This window comes from Clostridium paridis (assembly GCF_016765615.1).
Lineage (GTDB): Bacteria > Bacillota > Clostridia > Clostridiales > Clostridiaceae > Clostridium_T > Clostridium_T paridis.
In genome coordinates, this window is the sequence record NZ_JAESWA010000029.1 from 95588 (window position 1) to 117669 (window position 22082).

Sequence of the window (22082 nt, forward strand, 5' to 3'; positions counted from 1 at the left end):
GCTTATTTTTTTTACTCTGTATATATCATATTTTACTAATTAACATAATAATATTTAAGGAAGATTGATTTTGGAGGTGGTGTTATGAGATATACACGGTACAATTATAAAAAGAAGAGTAATAAAGGAGCAAGATCATTTGGCTATGTTATTACAATAGTTATAATTGCCTTAGTTATAGGGACTGCAATTGCTAATGCTATTTTTGGTGGAGGGTTCTCTTTTCCTAAAGGTTTTAACCTGATTAAAAAAAGTAGTTCAGCAAATGCAAGTAATGGGGATGCTAAAAGCTATAAGAATTTCGAAATAGTACAGTGTGGTTATTATAGCAAAGAAGAAAATGCGATAGATATCCAAAATAAAATAAAAGATCAAGTTCCAGTATATGTTGTTAAAGATGATAGTAAATTCAGAGTAATTGCAGGTATTTACCAAGTGGGAAAAGGTGATGAAGTAAAAAATAAATTAGATGGTTTAGGAGTAAATGCAATTAAGTTAAAAATAAATATAAATGGATCAGATTATTATGATTCGCTAATTGGTGGTATAGTTGATGGATATCTAAAGATGATAAATAGTATAAATGATTCATCAGTTAAAAGTGTTAATACTGATGAATTTAAGAAATGGGCATCTGCTTTTGAAGAAAAGGGAGATAAAGCAAAAGAAATCAAGGATATAAAGACACATATAGCAAGTCTTCCTAATGATTTTACTAAGGATAAAATCCAAGGTGAAATGGAATTTTTAGATAAGTTAATAGAACCATACAAAAGCAACTAATACAATATCTTTAGAATAGATGAGACACCTCTAGAATAAGATTAATTTCTAGAGGTGTCTTTATTGATAAAATATACTTAAAAAATGAACATTACAGGCCTAAATGGTATAAAAAGGAATATCATTCATATGCAAGATGTAAAAAGGTTTCAATACGGTTAAAAATTCCTTAAAATAGAGAAACTCACTTGTATAAAATATTTATAAATGTTAAACTATATTAGGTAAATTACTGTAAAAATGCTTATACATAAAGGGATTTTGACCTTGAATTGTTATAAAAGTTATATTTTTGTCAATAATATTTACCATAGGTAGAGTATAGACTTCTTTAAATTATATATTTGGTTGGATAATTTAAAAAAGTGTAGACCGTATTAAAACCAATATCTGTTTAGGAGGTGATGAAGATGAAGGTTATTCTTGCATCTGCCTCAGAGAGAAGAAAAGAGCTTCTTTTTAGACTTTTTGAAGAGTTTGAAGTTGTTGTAAGTAACTTTGATGAGGATAGTGTAGTTTTTTCAGGAAATTTAGAGGAATATGTAAAAACACTATCTTATGGGAAAGCTAAGGAAATCTCAAAAAGTTCAATAAAGGATTCCTTAATTATTGCAGCAGATACTATCGTTAGCATAGATGGAAAAATTTTAGGAAAACCTAAAGATAAACAAGAAGCAGTAAACATGTTAAAAACGTTAAGTGGAAGAGAGCATAAAGTTTATTCTGGTATCACAGTTATAAACTCTAACAGTTCTAAAATCATTCAAGATGCTGTATGCACAACAGTTTATTTCTCAGTATTAAGTGATGAAGAAATACTATCCTATGTTGAAACCAATGAACCTATGGATAAAGCAGGAGCTTATGGTATTCAAGGTCATGGTGGGATTTTTGTTGAGAAAATAGATGGGTGTTTTTACAATGTTGTAGGTTTACCACTTAATAGATTAAGTAAGATTATTAAGGAAATAATGTAGGGGGATAGGGAATCTGTAAGTGAAGGAGCACTTAGATGAAAAACAATCTAAGAATTACAGATTTGCCTGTAAATGAAAGACCAGAAGAAAAATTATTTTTATATGGTGCAGAAACCTTATCAAATGTTGAACTATTAGCATTAATATTGAGATGTGGTACAAAAAATGAAAGTGTCATGGATTTAAGCTCCAATGTGCTTAAAAGAGTGAATGGTTTAAATGGAATTATTTCAGCAGGAATAGATGATTTTCTGAAAATTAATGGCATAAAAAAAGCAAAGGCTTCAAGACTTATGGCGCTATGTGAATTATCTAAAAGAATTAATTCTCATAAAGGAATTAAGGATGAAATAAGGATAAAAGAACCTAAAATTGTAGCAGATTTATTTATGAATGAGATGAGTAAACTTTCACAAGAAGTTTTAAAGCTAGTAATGTTAAATACTAAGAATAATATAATTTCTATTAAAGAGGTATTTAAAGGAACTTTAAATTCATCAATAGTTCATCCAAGAGAAGTGTTTTCTGAAGCGTTAAAGAATAATGCGGCTTCAATTATTATATGTCATAATCATCCTTCAGGGGATCCAACTCCTAGTAAGGAAGATATAAATATTACTTTAAGGTTAAAAGAATGTAGTAAGATAATGGGAATTGATCTACTAGATCACATTATCATTGGGAATAATACTTATGTAAGCTTAAAAGAAAAATCCATTATATAAATTGAAAGGGGAATAACAATGGGATTATTTGGAATGACGAAAGACATGGGAATAGATTTAGGAACAGCAAACACTTTAGTATTTGTTAAAGGAAAAGGAGTGGTTTTAAGAGAACCATCCGTTGTAGCTATAAATAATAACACTAAGAAACCATTAGCAGTTGGAGCAGAAGCAAAACAAATGATTGGTAGAACTCCAGGAAATATTGTAGCTATAAGACCATTAAAAGATGGAGTTATTGCTGATTTTGATATTACTCAAACAATGATTAAAAAGTTTATTGAAAAAATCACTAGCAAAAGTGCTTTTGCAAGTCCAAGAATAATAATTTGTTATCCATCAGGAGTAACAGAAGTTGAGAAGAGAGCTATAGAAGAAGCTACTAAAGCTGCTGGAGCAAGAGATGTAATTTTGATGGAAGAACCTATGGCTGCTGCAATTGGTGCAGGACTTCCAGTTTCAGAACCAACTGGTAGTATGATTGTTGATATCGGAGGAGGAACTACTGAAGTTGCAGTTATATCTTTAGGTGGTATAGTTACTGCAAAATCTCTTAGAGTTGCTGGAGATGAATTGGATCAAGCAATTATTAGTTATATTAAAAGAGAATATAATTTAATGATTGGTGAGAGAACAGCTGAAACAATAAAAATGGAATTAGGTTCAGCATTTAAAACAGAAGAAGTTGAAAAGTCTATGGAAATCAAAGGAAGAGACTTAATTACAGGTCTTCCTAAAATTATAGAAGTAAGTGAAGTTCAAGTAAGAGAAGCAATAAAAGAACCAGTAGCTGCAATAATTGAATCAATTAAAACAACTTTAGAAAAAACACCACCAGAATTAGCATCAGATATAATGGAAAAAGGTATCATGCTAGCTGGAGGGGGAGCATTATTAAAGGGATTAGACGCCTTAATTAACCATGAAACTCATATGCCTGTACATATTGCAGAATCACCACTTGATTGCGTAGCTCTTGGAGCTGGAAAAGCTCTAGAAGATTTTGATTATTTAGCTAAGCAACAAAGAGGTTAATTAATCAATGAAATTTTTAAAAAACAAACTGGCAGTAACTATTATAGTACTGTCAGTTGGCTTTTTAGCAATAATTGTATATACCTTCAAAAGTCAAAATAAGAGTATATTTCAAAGTGGTGCAGGGTCGGCGTTAAATCCAATACAAAAGATAGCATATACAGTAACAGAAAAATTTAAGGGATTTGCAGACTTCTTTTATAATTTTTCAGAAGTAAAGGAAGAAAATAAAAAGTTAACAAAAGAAAATGCGGAACTTAATAATAAACTTGTAGAGTATAATAGTTTAAAAAGTGAAAATGAAAGATTAAGAGATGTAGTTAATTTTGCAAATCAAATTGAGGGATATAGTGTAGTAGGAACTAATATAATCGGATACAGTGGAGATAGTTTTCTATCAGGATATGTAATTGATAAAGGAAGTAAAGATGGATTGGAAAAAGGAATGCCAGTAATGGCTTCGAAAGGAATAGTTGGCCAAGTTACATCAATAGGTAGTAATTGGGCTATTGTACAATCATTAGTTAATGAAAATATTGCAATAGCTGCTAAAATAGAAAGTACCGAGGATACTATAGGAATTGTAAAAGGATATAAGGATTCACAAAACAAATTATTAGCAAAGGTTTATAATATACCAGTAGATTCTCAGATTAAAAAGGGTGATGTTATCTTGACCTCTGGTCTTGGAAGCATTTATCCCAAAAATATTAGAATTGGTACGGTATTAAGTGTTGAAGAAGATAAGGTTAAAGTAAGTAAAAGCGCTACAATTGAACCATTTGTAGATTTTAATAAGCTTGAGGAATTATTTATAATGATTCCAAAAGAAAAAAGAAAAATAGAGAGTGATGGACAATAGAATATGAAGAGAGTAGTACTTATTTTAATAGGACTTTTGCTTTTTATCTTAGACAATACTATTCTTCCTTCCTTCGCTATTAAAGGAGCTTATGGAAGTTTGCTATTTACCTTTGCAATTTGTTATTCTCTTATTACAGGCCCCTGGGAAGCTGTTTTTATGGGAGTATATTCTGGAGTATTGCAAGATGTTTTCTTTGGAAATGTTTTTGGGGTAAATTCGCTTATAAATCTAATAGTATGTTTACTAGCCGCATTAGTAGGAAAAAATATATTTAAAAATAGAAAAACTATACCAATACTGACAGTGCTAGGAGCAACTGCAATTAAATTTCTAGTAGTATATGTTGTTCTTTTCTTTATGAAAATGAACGTTTACTTTGAAAATATGATAGTGATGACCGCTATGAATACTGTGTTTGCTTTTATCTTTTATAAAAAAATATATAATTTTACAGAGAAAAGTTTTATGAAAAATCCTTGGAAATTTAATTAAAAGGTGATTATATGAATAAGAAAAAGAATAAGTTTTTTAATAGATATACAGCGCTGATTTCTACAATGTTCATTATTTTTGGAGTAATATTGGGAAAATTGATATATCTTCAAGTGTATAAGTATGCAGACTATAAAGATATGTCTAACAATAGATCAAGAAGATTTGTAGCGGAGAATGCACCAAGAGGAATCATTTATGATGAACATGGAAATATACTTGCAACTAATGTACAAAGTTATACAATTACATTTACATCTACAGATGAATCCAATGCAAGCTTCTATGATACAATGAACAAAACTTTTAAAATTCTAAAGGATAATGGTGAAAAAATCGAAGATGATATGCAACTAAAAATAGATGCAAATAAAAGTTATTACTTTGATTTTAATGTTAGTGATGCTGAATCTATAAAAGCTTTAAATATAAGATTTAAAAAAGATAGAGGATTAGATGATAAGTTAAAGAAGAAACTTTTTCCTAAGAAGACTTCGGATCTAACTTCATCAGAGCAGAACCAATTGGATGAAGCTATATATAAGTATTCTCCAGAGGATACTTTTTATTATATGATAGAAAGCTATAATATGTATGAAATGCTTAAGCCAGCTTCAAAGGATGAAACTAAAAAGTATCAGGCAATGAGCGGAAAAGAAATTTTGGCTTTGCTTCTTAAAAGTTACTCTTTAGAAGATGTCAGAAAATATATGGTAGTTAAAGATGCAATAAAGATGCAGAGTTTTAAAGGCTATAAGCCAGTAACCTTAGCAACTATTAAAAAACAAACATCATTTATTTTCTACCAAAGGCTAAATGATTTACCTGGTATTGATGTATCTACTGAACCTGTTAGATCTTATCCATATGGGAGTGTTGCTTCGGCCATATTAGGATATATAGGTTCTATAGATGGTGGAACGCAGGCAAGATATGAAGAAAAAGGATATGATGTAAGTACTGATAAGATTGGAAAAGCAGGAATTGAATCTGCTTTTGAGAGTATATTAAAAGGAACAAAAGGTGGAACAACAGTTAAGGTAAATTCAAAGGGAAGAAAAACTGAAGAATTATTTAAGCTTGAACCATCTCCAGGAATGAATGTTCACTTAACAATTGATAAGAATATTCAATATTCGGCAGAAAGAAGTTTACAAGAAGAACTTCAAGATTTACAAAAACAAAAAGTAATCAATGATAGTACTGGCTCAGTAGATCTTACAAATGCAACAAGAGGGGCAGTAGTAGTGCAAGAAGTTAAAACAGGAAGAATACTAGCTTTAGCAAGTTATCCTAACTTTGATCCAAATATATTTTCTACTCCTGGTGCATTAACTTCTGAAATATCAAAGCAATATTTCCCTAGAAATGAGCAATATGAGGCTTTTGCTAGTGATTTTATATTAAGGCAAGGATTAAATAAAACTGTTGATGACTTATTTCCTAAAAATAAAGATGGGATTAGGGAAGATAGATATGATCTTTATCCTAAGCCATTATATGATTATGCAACATTTGGATTAACTCCGCCTGGATCAACCTTTAAACCATTAACCTCTGTAGCAGCATTACAAGAGGGAGTAATTACCCCAGGTTATACAATACAGACTAAAAAATACTATGATCTTAATACAGATATATTTGGAGATACTAAGCCAGAGGATGAGGCTACTCCAGCAATGACTGATTTAAAGAGAGCTCTTGCAGTATCAAGTAACTACTATTATTATAATGCTGCAATAAGAATGTATAAGAAATATGCTCCAAGTGAGAAAGACTCAACCATTGCTCAAAAAGTACAAGGATTAGATATGTTAGCAAAGTATGCATGGCAAACAGGATTAGGTTCTGATCCTAATGGAACTCAAAAAGCTGGAACAGGAATTGAAATACCAGAAAATTTTGGGCAAGTATATAATTTCCAATCCTTTAAAAATAATACTATAAATTTAATAAACTTTAATCTTGTTGGCTATGCTGAAAATGGAGCTTTTCCAGGTAGGCAATCTATTGTTAAAATGGATTTGCAATTGAATTCTGATGATAGTGATAAGCTTGCAGATGCAAAAAAGAAGATTAAGCAAATGGTGAAAGATGAACTTAATCAAGTAGGAACTAAAGATATCAGAGGAGATTTTGATAATTTCTATAAAGCTTTGGTACCAGCAGTTCAAGAAATATATGATAATTCACCAACGTATCAGCAAAGGGTTAAGGATGCTAATGTTTCAGCAAAAAGTGCCGTTAATTCGGCAGCACGTGAAATAGCAAACTATGTAATATATTCAGTTTCCACAGAGCTTATGAGTGCAACTCAGATAGCATATGGTGCTATAGGTCAAGGTATGGACACTTTTACCCCATTACAATTAGTAGGATATATCTCTACAGTAGTTAATGGTGGAACTAGATATAAAGCACATTTAGTAGATAAAATTACAGATAAAGATGGTAAGGTAGTTGAAGAATTTAAACCAGAAGTATTAAATAAAATTGATATTTCTCCAGAAAATCTAGCTGCCATAAAACTAGGAATGAATATGGCTAATACAGCTGATGCAGGTACAGCGAGTTCGGTAATGAATAAGTTTCCAATATCATCTGGTGGTAAAACTGGTACAGCTACCTTTAGGCAAGATCAAAGTGAGTATGGTCGTGAGGCTTTTGGTGTTTATGTAACTTTTGCTCCTCTTGATGATCCTCAAATAGCTGTTTGTACAGTTTTATATGATGGTGGACATGGATATTTTGGTGCTAATATAGCTAAGGCAGTGTATGAGACATATTTTAGAGATCAGTTAAAGGCTATGAATTATGCTCCACAATATGACTACACTTTAAATCCACCACTAGCAGATGTTAAAGTATCACCAACGACAAAATAAATATATTAATATAAAATAAAAAACGACATTGCATGTCGTTTTTTATTTTATTGGGTAACTTTTAAAATCCTTAATATAAGCAAAAGCTGGGAATTATAAAACTTCATTGTCAATTAACAGTATTTTGTATTATAATTAAAAGTAGCAGTGAAATTTAAAGTTATATTAAAATTGCGATATAAAATTATGATTTATTTAGATAATTATGGTGCAAAGTTTTCTGAGTTTTTTCGATAATATAATATAGGGTTTTAAGTTCAACTATTAACTTATTTATGAAAGTATAAGTTAAGTTTCCTATAAAAACCCTTTAGACAAAGAAAATTTAAGTTTAAATACAATTTAATGTAAAGCTGCTGGAGAGGTATTTATGATTGATGATAGGATAATTATAAAAGGGAATAAGGAAGGGTTACTGGCTGTAATAAATTATAATAAATTTAAAGATTTTAGCGAAGTTACAGAGGTTTTGTTAGAACGATTAAATAAAGGTAAAAAGTTTTATATGGGAGCCACATTAACCATAAAAACTGAATTAAAGTACATAGAAGAACGAGATATTAGAATTTTAAAAGATATTCTTTTTGAAGAGATTGGAATAAAAGAGTGTATTCTAAAAGATAGTGAGGAAAAAGAGGTAAAGGTTTTTACTGGAATATATGAAGGAAGAACCAAGTTCATACGAAAAACCATAAGAGGGGGACAACGCATAGAATATGCTGGAAATATTGTAATAATAGGAGACATAAACTCAGGGTCAGAAGTTTATGCTGCTGGTAATATAATTGTTTTAGGTAAAATAAGAGGTCAGGTGCATGCTGGAACTACTGGAAATAATAAGGCTATAATAGCTGCATTTACATTGGAGCCAGAACTTCTTCAAATAGGAGATGTGGTAACAATATCACCAGAAGAAGGTGAAAAACCTAAGTATCCAGAAGTTGCAAAATTGAAGGATGGAATGATTATTGTAGAACCTTATTTACCTAATAAATTCATTTAAAAATAATTGGAGGGATTTTAGAATGGGAGAGTCAATTGTTATAACATCAGGTAAGGGTGGAGTTGGAAAAACTACAACAACAGCAAATATAGGAACTGCACTTGCTGCATTAGGAAAAAAAGTTGTAGTGGTAGATGGAGATACTGGTCTTAGAAATCTTGATGTATTAATGGGTCTAGAAAATAGAATAGTTTATACTATAATAGATATATTTGAAAAAAGATGTAGAACAAAGCAAGCATTAATAAAAGATAAGAGATTCCCAAATCTTTGCTTGCTTCCTACAGCTCAAACTAAGGATAAAAATGATATCAAGCCAAATCAAATGTTAAGCATAATAAATGAGCTTAAAGAGGAATTTGATTATGTGCTTATCGATTGTCCAGCAGGTATTGAGCAAGGATTTGAAAATGCTATAGTTGCAGCTGATAGAGCTGTTGTAGTTGTTAATCCAGAAATAACTTCTGTTAGAGATGCTGACAGAGTTATTGGTAAATTAGATGCGAAAGGCTTAGATGATCATCAAGTTATAGTAAATAGATTAAACTACGAAATGACACAAAATGGAGATATGCTAGATATTGGAGATATATTAGAAATATTATCTATTAAGTTATTAGGTGTAGTACCTGATGATAAATCAATCACAGTTTCTACTAACAGAGGAGAGCCAATTGTTCTTGATGAAAAAGCGATTTCTGGACAAGCGTTTAGAAATATTGCTAGAAGAATTACAGGAGAAGAAGTTCCCCTTTTAAACTTAAACGTTGAATCTGCAGGTCTTTTTGGATCACTTAAGAAGTTGTTTAAGCGTAAATAGGTATAACGGGGGGGAGAAATATGGAGTTTTTTAATAAGTTTTTTGGAAATAAGCCTTCTCCTAAGGAGGTAGCAAAGGATAGGTTGAGATTAATTTTGATTCATGATAGAGGTGAAATTGCACCAGAATTATTAAATAAAATTAGAGAAGAAATACTAGAAGTTATTTCTAAATATGTAGAAATAGATGCTGGAGATATGGAAATTACAGTAACTAAGACAGAGGCAAGTGAAGGAAATTCTCCTGCGTTAGTTGCAAATATTCCAATTAAAAGTGTAAGAGGAAGATAAATATCAATAAATTAGGAGGTGAATGTATTCATCTCCATTTTTTACCGATAAAAATAGTTACAAAAATCCTTCATTTTTCAATAATTAGTGAATTAACTATAGATTTATGGAGAAATATTATAATATGAGTTATAATAATGTAGAAGTTTTAATATGGAGGAAGATAGATGTTTGGAAGATTTAAGCTGGATTTAAAAATTCTAAAGGAACTGGACTTTACACTTTTAGTTGCTATGATTACCACGGTTCTTTTTGGATGTTTTAATATATATTTAGCAACTAAAGGTGATGTGGGATTTTCTGAAGTAAAAAGACAATTAATATGGCTTGCAATATCATTAGTTGCAATCTATGTAGTTTTACTTATAGACTATGTAGTATTACAAAATTATGCCTTTTTGTTTTATCTCTTAGGAATACTCTTGCTTATAGTTACGATATTTGCTGGATCAATTGTTAATGGAGCACAAGGGTGGATAAGAATAGGTGGTTTCTCTATGCAACCATCAGAACTGGCCAAAATAGGTATTATAGTAATGATGGCAAAGAAAATTCAAGATATGGACGGAAAAGTAAATGATATAAAGAATTTTTTCATTTTAGCAGCATATATTATAGTTCCAGTTATTTTGATAGTTAAGGAACCGGATATGGGTATGACAATGGTATGTTTCTTCATTGTTCTAGGGATATTTTTTATTGCCGGACTAGACTTAAGGGTAATTGGTGGAGGGCTGCTAGCTATATTCTTAGCAATAGTTTTGGTATGGAATTCAGGATTGATACAAGACTATCAAAAGAAAAGAATAACATCATTTATGGATCCGGAAGCAGATGAACTTAATTCAGGGCTTCAGTTAACACAGTCTATGATAGGGATAGGTTCAGGTGGATTTTTAGGTACAGGCGTTAATTTAGCAACTGATGCTCCAGGTGGATATGTTTCACAAAATGTACCTGAAAAAGATACAGATTTTATATTCGCAATTGTAGGAGAAAGCTGGGGTACTGTAGGAGCAATTTTCCTATTAACCTTATATGGAGTTATAGTTTACCGAACTCTGGTGATATCGAGAACCAGTAAAGATATTTTTGGAAAGATAATTTGCGTTGGACTAGCCGCATATTTCCTATTTGCAATATTTCAAAATATGGGGATGACCATTGGGTTAATGCCTATAACGGGAATAACTTTACCTTTAGTAAGTTATGGAGGAAGTTCACTACTTACAACAATGATGTCTTTAGGCTTAATATTAAATATTGGTATGAGAAGAAAGAAAATTAATTTTTAATTTTATGGGGGTTGTTATGAAAGTTGCATTAATTGCTCATGATAACAAAAAAGAAATCATTATAGATTTTTGCAAAAGATATAAAAGCATATTAGAAAAACACACTCTTATCGCTACTGGAACTACAGGGAAAAAGATTACTGAAGCTACTGGGCTTGAAGTAACAAGATTTTTGTCTGGACCATTAGGAGGAGATCAACAAATTGGTGGAAGGATTGCAGAAGGTGATATTAAGCTAGTAATATTTCTAAGAGATCCTTTAACAGCTCAACCGCATGAACCAGATGTTACAGCTTTAATTAGAATTTGTGATGTACATAGCGTTCCAATAGCCACAAATATAGGGACTGCTGAAATTTTAATAAAAAGTTTATAGAAAAAAGTCAGTCTTATAAAAGACTGACTTTTTTGTTTTTATAAAACTTATAAAAGTTCTATGTTAATTATCACTTAAATATATATTAATATATAATGCAAAAATCATAGTACATTTTATGGACTCACATGTAAATTCTTTAGTGCATTATATATGGATAACACAAAAATCCTAACTAGGAATATATTAATAAAGTGATTAAAATCTATGAGGTGAAAAAGGTGGGAAATTATAATTCAGAGTATAAGAGTTACTATGGAAAAATTATGGAAAGGAGAAAAAGTAACCATATAGGAAGTATAGGTGGAGAGTACCAAATAAACAGAAGCATAGGGGAACATAGTTCAAAAAGTTTTAAAGATATTATAGTTAGAAGAATTATACAAGAATTAGTTGGGACATTTATATTATGCCTGCTTATTTTAGTTTGTAAGAGCGTTAAAACTGAGCAAACTTTAGCAGTTTACAATTATGGCAAATATGCAGTAAATAAAGGGTATACGATAAATGAAGTTATTGAATATATTAAAACTTTTGATGTGTCATCAATTAAGCATAAGGGAGAGGAATTAGCTGATTTTCTTAAGGAGAAAGTTTCAAATGGCCAGACAATTAAAAGTCAAATGAAGGAAAACCTTGTTAAGCCGGTATTAGGAAGTTATGTTCTTAAAGATGATAGTTCAAAGCTCTATAGTATAGAAATTAAAGATGGTACAGAGATTATAAGCATAGGGGATGGAAATGTAACTAAAGTATCAGAGGATAAGACTTTAGGTAAATATATAGTTATTGATAATGGAAGTGGAGTAGAAAGTGTTTATGGGAATTTAGGTGAAATAGATGTGAAAGAGGGAGATAAAATATCTAAAGGGCAGATGGTAGCAAAAGGTGGTAATAGCAATAATGAAGCAAAGCCATCATTGTTATTTCAATTAAAATATATGGGAGAAGCTAGAGACATAAAAGACTATATAAATCTTTAAAGGCTTGAAGTAATTATTGGGGAGTGAATAATGAAGAGAAAAAGAATAATGCTTTTAGTAGAATTACTAATTCTTATTTGCTTATGCCTTCAATATAATTTTTTTATAGCATTTATATTTGTATTATTACATGAAATATCTCATGGGGTTATGGCAGTAATATTTGGAATGAATATTAAAAAACTGCTCATACACCCATTGGGATTTTTTATTGAGATAGAAGACATGGATGAGCTAACTGAAGAAAAACAGATAATAGTCTATTTAGCTGGTCCGCTTACGAACTTGCTTATAGCTATTATAATATATATTTGTAGTGGGTACTATTTTTCAAATATGTCTGTTATAAATTTAGTGTTATGTTTTTTTAATTTGCTGCCAGCGTATCCCCTTGATGGAGGGAAAATGTTCAGTATCATACTATCCAAAAGATTAACATATAGGTTAGCAAGTAAGGTAATAATTTATTTAGGGATAATCATTAGTATTGGATTCTTTGGATTGTTTATTTATGATATTGTAAAATTACATAAACTCAATATAACCCTAGTACTAGTAAGTGCTTTAATGTTATACTCAGCCTTAAAGGAAAAAAAGAGGATTATGTATATATTAATGGGGGACTTAGTTAGAAAAAAAAGTAGGTTTGTTAAAAATAGTTATATTGAAAATTCAAGTATATCAGTATATTACAAGTTAGGATTAGTAAATATATTAACTCTAGTGGATAAAAATAAATTCAATTGCTTTTATGTATTAGATGAGGATATGAAAATGGTAGGAATTATTAATGAAGATGAGTTAATGGAGGCGTTAAAGAGATATGGAAATATTACTTTAGAGGAATATTTTTCAGATATAAAAGAATAACTATATAAAGAAGAGGCTTGGTAAATTACCAAGCCTTTTGTGTAGTATAACATATATAGGTGCTGGAGGTATAATTAATGATATTATTCCATTTAATATATTTTTGGTTGCCAGTAAAAATATATTATTTAGAATAAAATTCAACTATAAGTTGTTCGTTGATAATAATTGGGAGTTCAGTTCTATTAGGAAATCTTAAGTAACTTCCTTTGAAGTTGTTCTCATCTTTAGCTATATAGGGAAGAGTGTTTAGTATATTATTGCTAAAAGTTTCTACAAACATATCAGTCTTTCTAGATTTTTCCCTTAGTGTAACTTCATCTCCAGGTTTTAATCTATAAGAAGGTATATTAACTTTTTGATTATTAACAAGAAAGTGACCATGATTTACCATTTGCCTTGCTTGTCTTATAGAAGTAGCAAATCCCATTCGATACACCATATTATCTAATCTAGATTCTAGAATTAATAATAAAGTTTCTCCAGGAACTGATTTACTAGAGAATGCTTCTTTGACATATCTAGAAAATTGCTTTTCCATAACGCCGTAATATGCGCGTAATCTTTGTTTTTCTAATAACTGAATACCATAATCTGAGAGCTTTTTATCTGCTCTACTAGTACCTTTTGTTGCTCGTTTCATTGCCTTAGGGTGGCCGACAACATTTAGTCCAAGCCTTCTACAAGCTTTGAAACGAGGTCCCATCATTTTTGCCATAGTTACCTCCAATAACTTATATTTATTATGTTTGTATAATAACACAAAACAAAATATAATGATAATCATTATCAATGCCTTAAGAGGAGGTTATTCTAATATTTCTTCATTATTCTAAGTCATTCTATTTATTTTAAAGAATAGCAAGATTTTAGAATGTAAGTTTATCCAACTATTGCATTAAGGGCAAATCTAAGTAATAATACTAAGGTGGTTTATAATATAAAGTTATGATAGAATAAAGTCGATTGACAAATTTGCTTTATATATTGTTAGTTATATGGAGGAGGAAATATTAATGAATAGAATCACAGATGATATTTTATATAAAGTTGAGAAACCTGCCAGATACATAGGCGGTGAACTTAATCAGATAATTAAAGATAAAAATGAAGTTGACATAAGATTTGCGTTTTGTTTTCCAGACGTTTATGAAGTTGGAATGGCGCACTTAGGTTCAAGAATTCTTTATCATACTATAAATAATAGAGAAGATACATATTGCGAGAGAGCATATGCTCCATGGCCTGATATGGAAAAGGAAATGAGAAAAAATAATATTCCTTTATATACTCTTGAAACTAAGGATCCTCTTAAGGATTTCGATATATTAGGTTTTACGCTTCAATATGAGATGAGCTTTACAAATATATTGAATATGCTAAACCTTGGAGGGGTTACCGTTAGGGCTTCAGAAAGAGGAGAAGAGGAACCTATAGTAATGGCTGGTGGTCCTTGTGCATATAACCCAGAACCGTTATCTGGCATAGTTGATTTCTTTGAACTTGGAGAGGGAGAAGAAATGATGAATGATGTATTAGAGGTTTATAAGAGATATAAAGGTAAAGGAAAGAAAAAAGAATTTTTAAGAGAAATATCTAAGATAAGAGGTATTTATGTTCCTTCATTATATGATGTTACATATAACGAAGATGGAACAATAAAAGAATTTAAACCTAAATATGATGATGTTCCAGCTCAAGTACAAAAGAGAATAATCGCTAATTATACAGATGTAGAATTTCCAACGGATATCATAGTTCCTTATACTGAAATTGTACACGATAGAATTGTTTTAGAGGTTTTTAGAGGATGTACTAATGGTTGTAGATTCTGTCAAGCAGGTATGATATATAGACCTGTAAGAGAAAAGGGAAGAGAAACACTTTTAAAGCAAGCTAGAGAATTAGTTAAAAATACAGGCTATCAAGAAATATCATTAGCATCCTTAAGTACTTGTGATTATTCAGATATCAATGCTTTAGTTCAAGATTTAATGGCTGAACATGCTGAAAAGAATGTGGCAGTAGCACTTCCGTCAATTAGAGTGGATGCTTTTTCAGTAGATTTATTAAAGGAAATTCAAAAGGTAAAGAAAACAGGCCTTACTTTTGCACCTGAAGCTGGATCTCAGAGAATGAGGGATGTAATTAATAAGGGATTAACTGAAGAAAGAATACTAGAAGCCGCAAGATCAGCATTTGAAGCAGGATGGAGCACTTTGAAACTATACTTCATGGTAGGTCTTCCATATGAAACGGTTGAAGATGCTAGAGGTATTGGTGAATTATCAGAAAAAATAGTTGCTCAATATTTCAGTGTTCCAAAAGGAACTAGAAATAAAGGATTGAGAGTTACAGTAAGCACATCAATATTTGTTCCAAAGCCATTTACCCCATTCCAATGGTCACCAATGGAAAGAATACCAGAGGTTAATGAAAAAATAAGTGCTGTGAGATCTTCAATTAAATCAAGAGCAATTTCATATAACTATCATGAACAAAAAACATCTTATATGGAGGCTGTTTTTGCGAGAGGTGATAGAAGATTATCAGAAGTATTAATTAAGGCTTATGAAAAAGGTGCAAAATTTGATGGATGGTCTGAGTATTTTAGCTTTGATATTTGGCAAGAAGCCTTAAAAGAGTGTAATGTTGATGGAGATTTTTATGTTTATAGAAGCAGAAGTTACGATGAAATACTTCCATGGGACTTTATTGATATTGGCGTAGACAGAGATTATATTGTTAAGGAAAATGAAAAAGCAAAAACATCAGATTTAACTCAAAACTGTAGAGTTGGATGTACTGGTTGTGGAATTAATGTAAACTTCAAAGAAGGGAAGTGTTTTGAAGGTGCGATACTTAATTAAGTTTACTAAAGAAGGAAATATTAAATTTGTTTCTCATTTAGATTTAATGAGAACAATTCAGAAAATAATTGTAAGAAGTGAGCTAAATATAGAATATTCTCAAGGATTCAATCCACATATGGCTTTATCAATAGCGCAACCTTTATCTGTTGGAGTTAGTTCTAATGGAGAATATATGGACATTGTTTTAAGAGAGCCGCAAGATGAAAAAGATATCTTAGAAAACCTAAATAAAAAATCCATTGGTGGAATAAAGTTTTTAGAAATAAAATCAATAGAAAATATCCCAAATGAAAAGAAGGTTCCTCAAGCAATGGCAATGGTTGAAGAAGCTAGTTATACAATTAAGATAAAGTATGAGGATTCTACAAAGGTCAATGATGAGCTTAAGAAACTTTTAGAATTAAATGAGTGGAATATGATAAAGAAAAATAAAAAAGGTGAGGAAAAATCTCTTAATATAAGACCGATGATTAAAGAAATTAAATACTGGGTAAAAGATGAGTATTTGATTATGAATACAAGAATAAGTTGTGGTAGTAAAGAACATTTGAACCCAGAACTTTTAGTTAATTATATTAAAGAAAACACAACCGGGGTAGATAATGAGGCTTTTGTTAATATTAACAGAGAAGAAATGTATGCACATAAAGAAAGTAAGCTGTTGCCACTGTATAAAGTTGTGTAAAGAGGTAGTTTTATGAGAGAAATATTTATTGAGAGAAGAGAAAAGATATTAAGAATAGCCATTAAAGAAAACGGTAAGCTTGTGGATTGTTTGATAGAAGAGGAAACAAGTGAGGCATTACCTGGAGAAATTTATCTAGGTACTGTTAAAAATATAGTGCCAGGAATAAAAAGTGCTTTTATAGATATCGGACTCTCAGTTAATGGATTTATGAGCTTAGATAGCAATTCAAATATTAAACAAGGGCAAGAAGTAATAGTAGAAGTGTTGAAAGAGGCTATAGGAGATAAAGGTCCTAAAGTAACTTGTGATTTTTCAATTCCCGGGAAATATGCTGTAATTTCATCAAAGGGTAAGGGAGTAACTGTATCCAGGAGAATTCTAGATGAAGCTAAGAGAACTAGTTTAATGAATGAAATATCTCCTAAACCAGAGGGTTTAATAACCTTAAGAACTAATGCGGCTTTTGGAAAAATTGATGATATAAAGAATGAAATAGAAGTATTGCATGAAAGATATTTATCTATTTTGCAAAAGGGCAAATTTTTGAATAAACCTCAAAGAATTTATGGAGAAAATCTTTTGTTAAATAAAATTCTTAGGGATAATATAAATAATGAAACAAAAAATATTTATGTAAATACCAAGGAAGATTATGAAGTTGCTTCTGACTATATTAATATTGGTGAAGAGGTTAATGTTCATCTTTATGATGAAGAAAGAAGTCTTTTTGATTACTATCATATAGAAAAAGAAATACTTTCACTAAGACATAAGAAAGTGCAATTGAACTCAGGTGGATGGATTGTCATTGATAAAACAGAAGCAATGTACGTTATTGATGTTAATTCAGGTAAACATACTAAAGGTAAGCAAACTGAAAAGGTGGCTGAAGAAACAAACAAAGAGGCTGCACTTGAAATTGCTAGACAAATAAGATTAAGAAATTTAGGCGGAATAATCTTAATTGATTTTATTGATATGAAAAGTGAAGAGGATAAGCTTCAAGTGCTTAATATCCTTTCAAAAGGACTGGAAAAAGACAAGAAAAGAACAACCATATATCCTTTTACAGAGTTAAACTTAGTTCAGATATCAAGAACAAGAAGTGGGAAAAGTATCTTTGAATATATTGAAGAAGATTGTGAGCTTTGCAAAGGAAAAGGAAATAGGCTTTCATTAGAGTACATTTTAATGTTAATTAGAGATGAAATTTTAAGATATCAATCTGAAAATTCAATTAAGGATTTTTATGTTGAAATTAATGCACAATATGAGACTTATATTAGAGAAGATATTTTTGCATTTTTAAGTAGTATAGAGGCTTTAGAGAAAAAGATTTACTTACACTTTGTTCAAGAGGTAGAGTACTTTAAATTGGAGCCACTACTATTTAAAAAACAAATTGAAAGTGTAGAAAATTATTTAGTGAATTAGATAATGCAATTACAAGAAAAAGTTATTTACAACATAGGCTAATTGTGTTAAAATGTCTAAGTAACCGCACAGAATAGGTTTTACTAAAACAAAGTTAAATCTTTGTACCTTAAGTGGCGAGACCGTTATGAGGAGGTGTTTTTAATGTACGCAGTATTAACTACAGGAGGAAAGCAGTACAGAGTTAAGGAAGGAGACGTTCTTTTCGTTGAAAAACTTAACGCTGAGGTTGAATCAACAGTTGAATTCAGTGAAGTTCTAGTTGTATCTAAGGATGGAGAATTAAAAGTTGGTACACCAGTAGTTGAAGGAGCTAAGGTTGTAGCTAAAGTATTAGCTCAAGGAAAGGCTAAGAAGATTATAGTTTTCAAGTATAAACCAAAGAAAGACTATAGAAGAAAATCTGGTCACAGACAACCTTACACTAAGATTCAAATCGAAAAGATCGAAGCTTAATTATGATTAAGATTAAGATCCAAAGTAGAGGAGAAGAGATAATTGCAATAGACATAAAAGGTCATGCAGTAGAAGAGGCTGAAGCAATTATAGTTGGAGAAGCCTACGATATGATATGTAATTCTGTGTCAGTACTTTCTCAAAGTCTTTTAATAGGTTTAGAAAGTGTACTTAATATAAATTGCAGTTATGAAATATATGAAGGATACATAAGCTTAGATTTAACTGATTTGGAAGAGGATGAGCTTACTGAAGCCCAAACACTTTTAAAGACATTTGAACTAAGCATTGATAGTATTATGTTATCCTTAGAACAAAGTTTTGGAAAAAAGAAACGTGATAAATATATATGTCTTTTAAAAGAGGAGGTGTAACACCATGTTGATAATGAACCTTCAATTATTCGCTCATAAAAAAGGAGTAGGTAGCTCTAAGAACGGTAGAGACTCTGAATCAAAAAGATTAGGAGTTAAATCTGCTGATGGCGAATTTGTATTAGCAGGTAATATCATTGTTAGACAAAGAGGAACAAAAATCCACCCAGGAACTAATGTTGGAAAGGGAAAGGATGATACTCTTTTCGCTAAAATAGATGGAGTTGTTAAATTCGAAAGAATGGGTAAAGATAAGAAGAAAGCTTCTGTTTATCCAGTTGATGTTGAAGAAATAGCTGAATAATCTTAAAACAAAGCACCCTTAACTAGGGTGCTTTATTAGTTAAGAATTAAGAATTAACAATTAGGGATAGAATATAATTAGGAATGATTTTTAATTCTTAATTCTTCATTACTATTTAAGCTTGATTATTGAAAAAATAACATCCCTATTGTAATATATATAATGCACTAAAGAATTTACATGTCTATCCGTGAGATGTAATATGATTTTTGTATTATATAGATTTAATAGATTAATTAAATTTATTAGGACAAATAATAAGAAGAAGAAAAATAAGAATAACAATAGATTGATGTAAGGTAAGGTGATATATATGTTTATAGATACAGCCAAGGTTTTTGTGAAATCAGGAGATGGCGGAGATGGATCAGTATCCTTTAGAAGAGAAAAATATGTGCCTCTAGGTGGACCAGATGGTGGAGACGGAGGAAAAGGTGGAAATGTAATATTTGTTGTTGATACAAATATGACTACCTTATTGGATTTTAAGTATAAAAGAAAATTTATTGCAGAAAGAGGAGTGAATGGATCTGGCTCTAAGTGTTATGGTAAAGATGGAGAAGATTATGTAATCCATGTGCCTATGGGAACTATTATTAAAGATGTAGAATCAGATAAGATAATGGCAGACCTTTCTCATGCAGGAGATTCATATATGGTTTGTAAAGGTGGAAAAGGCGGAAAAGGAAATGCAAAATTCTGTACGCCTACAAGGCAAGCACCTAACTTTGCTGAGCCAGGAATGCCAGGAGAAGAAAGATGGATTACATTAGAACTTAAGTTACTTGCAGATGTAGGATTATTAGGTTTCCCTAATGTAGGAAAATCAACACTTCTTTCAGTTGTTTCAAAGGCTAGACCAAAGATAGCAAACTATCATTTCACTACATTAAAACCTAATTTAGGTGTAGTTAGTGTTCCAGGAATAGAACCTTTTGTTATGGCAGATATTCCGGGAATAATTGAAGGTGCAGCTGAAGGTGTTGGCTTAGGTATAGAATTCTTAAGACATATTGAAAGAACAAGACTATTAATACATGTAGTTGATATCTCGGGTGTAGAAGGAAGAGATCCAATTGAAGATTTCATAAAGATAAATGAAGAATTGAAAAAATATTCAATAAAACTTTGGGATAGACCTCAAATAGTTGTAGGTAATAAAGCTGACATGTTATTTGATGAAGAAGTTTTTGATAATTTCAAGAAAAAACTTAATGAAATGGGTTATGAAAAAGTATTTAAGATGTCTGCAGCTACAAATGATGGAGTTGAAGCATTAATTAAAGAAGCTGCAAGAATGCTTAAAGAAATTCCAATTGTTGATTTAGAGATATCAAGCGAAGATATGTTTATACCAGAAGAAAAGAAATTTACATATAATATTAGAGTTGAAGAAGGGGACGAAGGAAAGGTTTATATAATAGAAGGTTCCTTTGTAGATAGACTCTTGTCAGCTGTTAATGTAAATGATTATGATTCATTAAGATACTTCCATAAAGTATTAAATAATAAAGGAATAATGGCAGAATTAAGAGAAATGGGTATTCAAGATGGCGATTATGTACGCCTAAATGATTTTGAATTTGAGTATCTTATGTAAGAAAGGAATGATAGCATGATTACAAGTAAACAAAGAGCTTATTTAAGATCTCTTTCAAATAACTTAGAAGTAATTTTTCAGGTTGGAAAAAATGGAATAGAGGATACATTTATAAAACAAGTTGAAGATGCTTTAGAAGCAAGAGAACTTATTAAAATAAAGGTATTAGAAAATTCAGGTTTAGATGCTAGAGAAGCTTCAGATATTATTTGTGAAAGAATAGGTTGTGAAGGTGTTCAGGCAATAGGAAGTAAGATAGTGCTTTTTAAACAGAGCACTAAAAAGCCTAAAATAGAGTTACCAGTTAAGAGTAAATAATGAAGAAGATTGGAATAATGGGGGGGACTTTTGATCCCCCGCATAAAGGCCATATTTATATTGCTCAGGAGGCATACAAGAAGTTACACTTGGATAGTGTAATTTTTATGCCTGCTGGGAATCCACCTCACAAAACCTATAAGAAGATTACTAATGAAAAAGATAGATATGAAATGGTAAAGTTGGCTATAGCTGATTATGAACATTTTGAGGTTTCTGACTATGAAATTAGTAAACAGACATTGAGCTACACGTTTCTGACATTAAAGCATTTAAAGGAAGAAAGAGAAAAGTGTGAGCTTTTTTTTATAGCTGGAGCAGATAGTTTAGTAACATTTGAATCATGGCGTAACATAGAAGAAATACTAAATTTAGCAACATTAGTCATATTTACAAGGCCAGGATATCCAAAAGATGAAGTTATTAAGTCAAAAAATGAAATAGAAGAAAAATACCATCATTCTGTTATATTGATGGATTTAATAGAGCAGGATATATCTTCCTCATATATTAGGGAATCATTAGAAGAAGGGAAAGAAGTAACTGAATATTTAAACTCAGATGTATGTGAATATATAAGAGTAAATGGATTATATAATGCCACTAGAAATATATTCTTATAATGCAAGGGGGACA

General features: G+C 30.7%; 24 protein-coding genes. 23 read left to right on the top strand and 1 reads right to left on the bottom strand.

Annotated elements, in window-relative coordinates:
• Positions 1–84: 84 nt before the first annotated feature.
• From JK634_RS19715 to JK634_RS19780, 14 genes are all read left to right on the top strand, one after another.
• A complete protein-coding gene (locus JK634_RS19715; RefSeq protein WP_202769473.1) occupies positions 85–783 on the top strand; it encodes an SPOR domain-containing protein in 699 nt (232 codons plus the stop codon).
• A 410-nt stretch (positions 784–1193) separates the two neighbouring features.
• Entirely contained in the window at positions 1194–1760 is a 567-nt protein-coding gene (locus tag JK634_RS19720) for a Maf-like protein (protein WP_202769474.1), read from the top strand.
• A gap of 35 nt (positions 1761–1795) precedes the next feature.
• Positions 1796–2485, top strand: a complete 690-nt coding sequence (radC, locus tag JK634_RS19725; protein ID WP_202769475.1) for a RadC family protein — start codon at positions 1796–1798, stop codon at positions 2483–2485.
• A gap of 18 nt (positions 2486–2503) precedes the next feature.
• Complete coding sequence (locus JK634_RS19730; protein WP_202769476.1) at positions 2504–3520, top strand: rod shape-determining protein; 1017 nt, start codon at positions 2504–2506, stop codon at positions 3518–3520.
• Between the two features lie 7 nt (positions 3521–3527).
• Complete coding sequence (gene mreC, locus JK634_RS19735; RefSeq protein ID WP_202769477.1) at positions 3528–4382, top strand: rod shape-determining protein MreC; 855 nt, start codon at positions 3528–3530, stop codon at positions 4380–4382.
• Positions 4383–4385: 3 nt separating this feature from the next.
• On the top strand, positions 4386–4877 hold the full coding sequence (gene mreD, locus JK634_RS19740) for a rod shape-determining protein MreD (RefSeq protein ID WP_202769478.1): 492 nt from the start codon (positions 4386–4388) through the stop codon (positions 4875–4877).
• 11 nt (positions 4878–4888) lie between these two features.
• Positions 4889–7762: a penicillin-binding transpeptidase domain-containing protein gene (locus JK634_RS19745; RefSeq protein WP_202769479.1), complete on the top strand. Its 2874-nt coding sequence runs from the start codon at positions 4889–4891 to the stop codon at positions 7760–7762.
• Positions 7763–8132: 370 nt separating this feature from the next.
• A complete protein-coding gene (gene minC / locus JK634_RS19750; protein ID WP_202769480.1) occupies positions 8133–8765 on the top strand; it encodes a septum site-determining protein MinC in 633 nt (210 codons plus the stop codon).
• A gap of 22 nt (positions 8766–8787) precedes the next feature.
• Complete coding sequence (minD, locus tag JK634_RS19755; RefSeq protein WP_202769481.1) at positions 8788–9585, top strand: septum site-determining protein MinD; 798 nt, start codon at positions 8788–8790, stop codon at positions 9583–9585.
• Between the two features lie 20 nt (positions 9586–9605).
• Positions 9606–9875 (top strand): cell division topological specificity factor MinE, encoded by a 270-nt coding sequence (gene minE / locus JK634_RS19760; protein WP_202769482.1) that lies wholly within the window; start codon positions 9606–9608, stop codon positions 9873–9875.
• 167 nt (positions 9876–10042) lie between these two features.
• On the top strand, positions 10043–11170 hold the full coding sequence (gene rodA / locus JK634_RS19765; protein ID WP_202769483.1) for a rod shape-determining protein RodA: 1128 nt from the start codon (positions 10043–10045) through the stop codon (positions 11168–11170).
• A gap of 16 nt (positions 11171–11186) precedes the next feature.
• A complete protein-coding gene (gene mgsA / locus JK634_RS19770; protein ID WP_202769484.1) occupies positions 11187–11546 on the top strand; it encodes a methylglyoxal synthase in 360 nt (119 codons plus the stop codon).
• Between the two features lie 221 nt (positions 11547–11767).
• Positions 11768–12529, top strand: a complete 762-nt coding sequence (locus JK634_RS20680; protein WP_202769485.1) for a peptidoglycan DD-metalloendopeptidase family protein — start codon at positions 11768–11770, stop codon at positions 12527–12529.
• Between the two features lie 30 nt (positions 12530–12559).
• The gene (locus JK634_RS19780) at positions 12560–13399 is read left to right on the top strand and encodes a site-2 protease family protein (protein ID WP_202769486.1); all 840 of its coding nucleotides are present in this window, start codon (positions 12560–12562) and stop codon (positions 13397–13399) included.
• A gap of 124 nt (positions 13400–13523) precedes the next feature.
• Here the strand turns inward: JK634_RS19780 and rpsD are convergent, their stop codons facing one another.
• Positions 13524–14117 carry a 30S ribosomal protein S4 gene (rpsD, locus tag JK634_RS19785; RefSeq protein ID WP_202769487.1) on the bottom strand — a complete coding sequence of 198 codons (594 nt, stop codon included), beginning with the start codon at positions 14115–14117 and terminating at the stop codon, positions 13524–13526.
• Positions 14118–14415: 298 nt separating this feature from the next.
• Here rpsD and JK634_RS19790 point away from each other — a divergent pair, with 298 nt between their 5' ends.
• From JK634_RS19790 to nadD, 9 genes are all read left to right on the top strand, one after another.
• On the top strand, positions 14416–16269 hold the full coding sequence (locus tag JK634_RS19790; protein WP_202769488.1) for a TIGR03960 family B12-binding radical SAM protein: 1854 nt from the start codon (positions 14416–14418) through the stop codon (positions 16267–16269).
• Positions 16253–16957, top strand: coding sequence for a TIGR03936 family radical SAM-associated protein (locus JK634_RS19795; protein WP_202769575.1), 705 nt, complete (start codon positions 16253–16255; stop codon positions 16955–16957). Before JK634_RS19790 ends, JK634_RS19795 begins: the two co-directional genes overlap by 17 nt.
• Before the next feature lie 12 nt (positions 16958–16969).
• Positions 16970–18394, top strand: coding sequence for a ribonuclease E/G (locus JK634_RS19800; protein ID WP_202769489.1), 1425 nt, complete (start codon positions 16970–16972; stop codon positions 18392–18394).
• A 144-nt stretch (positions 18395–18538) separates the two neighbouring features.
• Positions 18539–18850, top strand: a complete 312-nt coding sequence (gene rplU / locus JK634_RS19805; RefSeq protein WP_202769490.1) for a 50S ribosomal protein L21 — start codon at positions 18539–18541, stop codon at positions 18848–18850.
• Positions 18851–18852: 2 nt separating this feature from the next.
• Positions 18853–19224, top strand: coding sequence for a ribosomal-processing cysteine protease Prp (locus JK634_RS19810; protein WP_202769491.1), 372 nt, complete (start codon positions 18853–18855; stop codon positions 19222–19224).
• Positions 19225–19228: 4 nt separating this feature from the next.
• Entirely contained in the window at positions 19229–19528 is a 300-nt protein-coding gene (rpmA, locus tag JK634_RS19815; RefSeq protein ID WP_202769492.1) for a 50S ribosomal protein L27, read from the top strand.
• Between the two features lie 313 nt (positions 19529–19841).
• Positions 19842–21128 carry a GTPase ObgE gene (gene obgE / locus JK634_RS19820; RefSeq protein WP_202769493.1) on the top strand — a complete coding sequence of 429 codons (1287 nt, stop codon included), beginning with the start codon at positions 19842–19844 and terminating at the stop codon, positions 21126–21128.
• Positions 21129–21143: 15 nt separating this feature from the next.
• Positions 21144–21446 carry a ribosome assembly RNA-binding protein YhbY gene (gene yhbY, locus JK634_RS19825; protein ID WP_202769494.1) on the top strand — a complete coding sequence of 101 codons (303 nt, stop codon included), beginning with the start codon at positions 21144–21146 and terminating at the stop codon, positions 21444–21446.
• Positions 21446–22069 carry a nicotinate-nucleotide adenylyltransferase gene (gene nadD, locus JK634_RS19830; RefSeq protein ID WP_202769495.1) on the top strand — a complete coding sequence of 208 codons (624 nt, stop codon included), beginning with the start codon at positions 21446–21448 and terminating at the stop codon, positions 22067–22069. Before yhbY ends, nadD begins: the two co-directional genes overlap by 1 nt.
• Positions 22070–22082 lie beyond the last annotated feature (13 nt).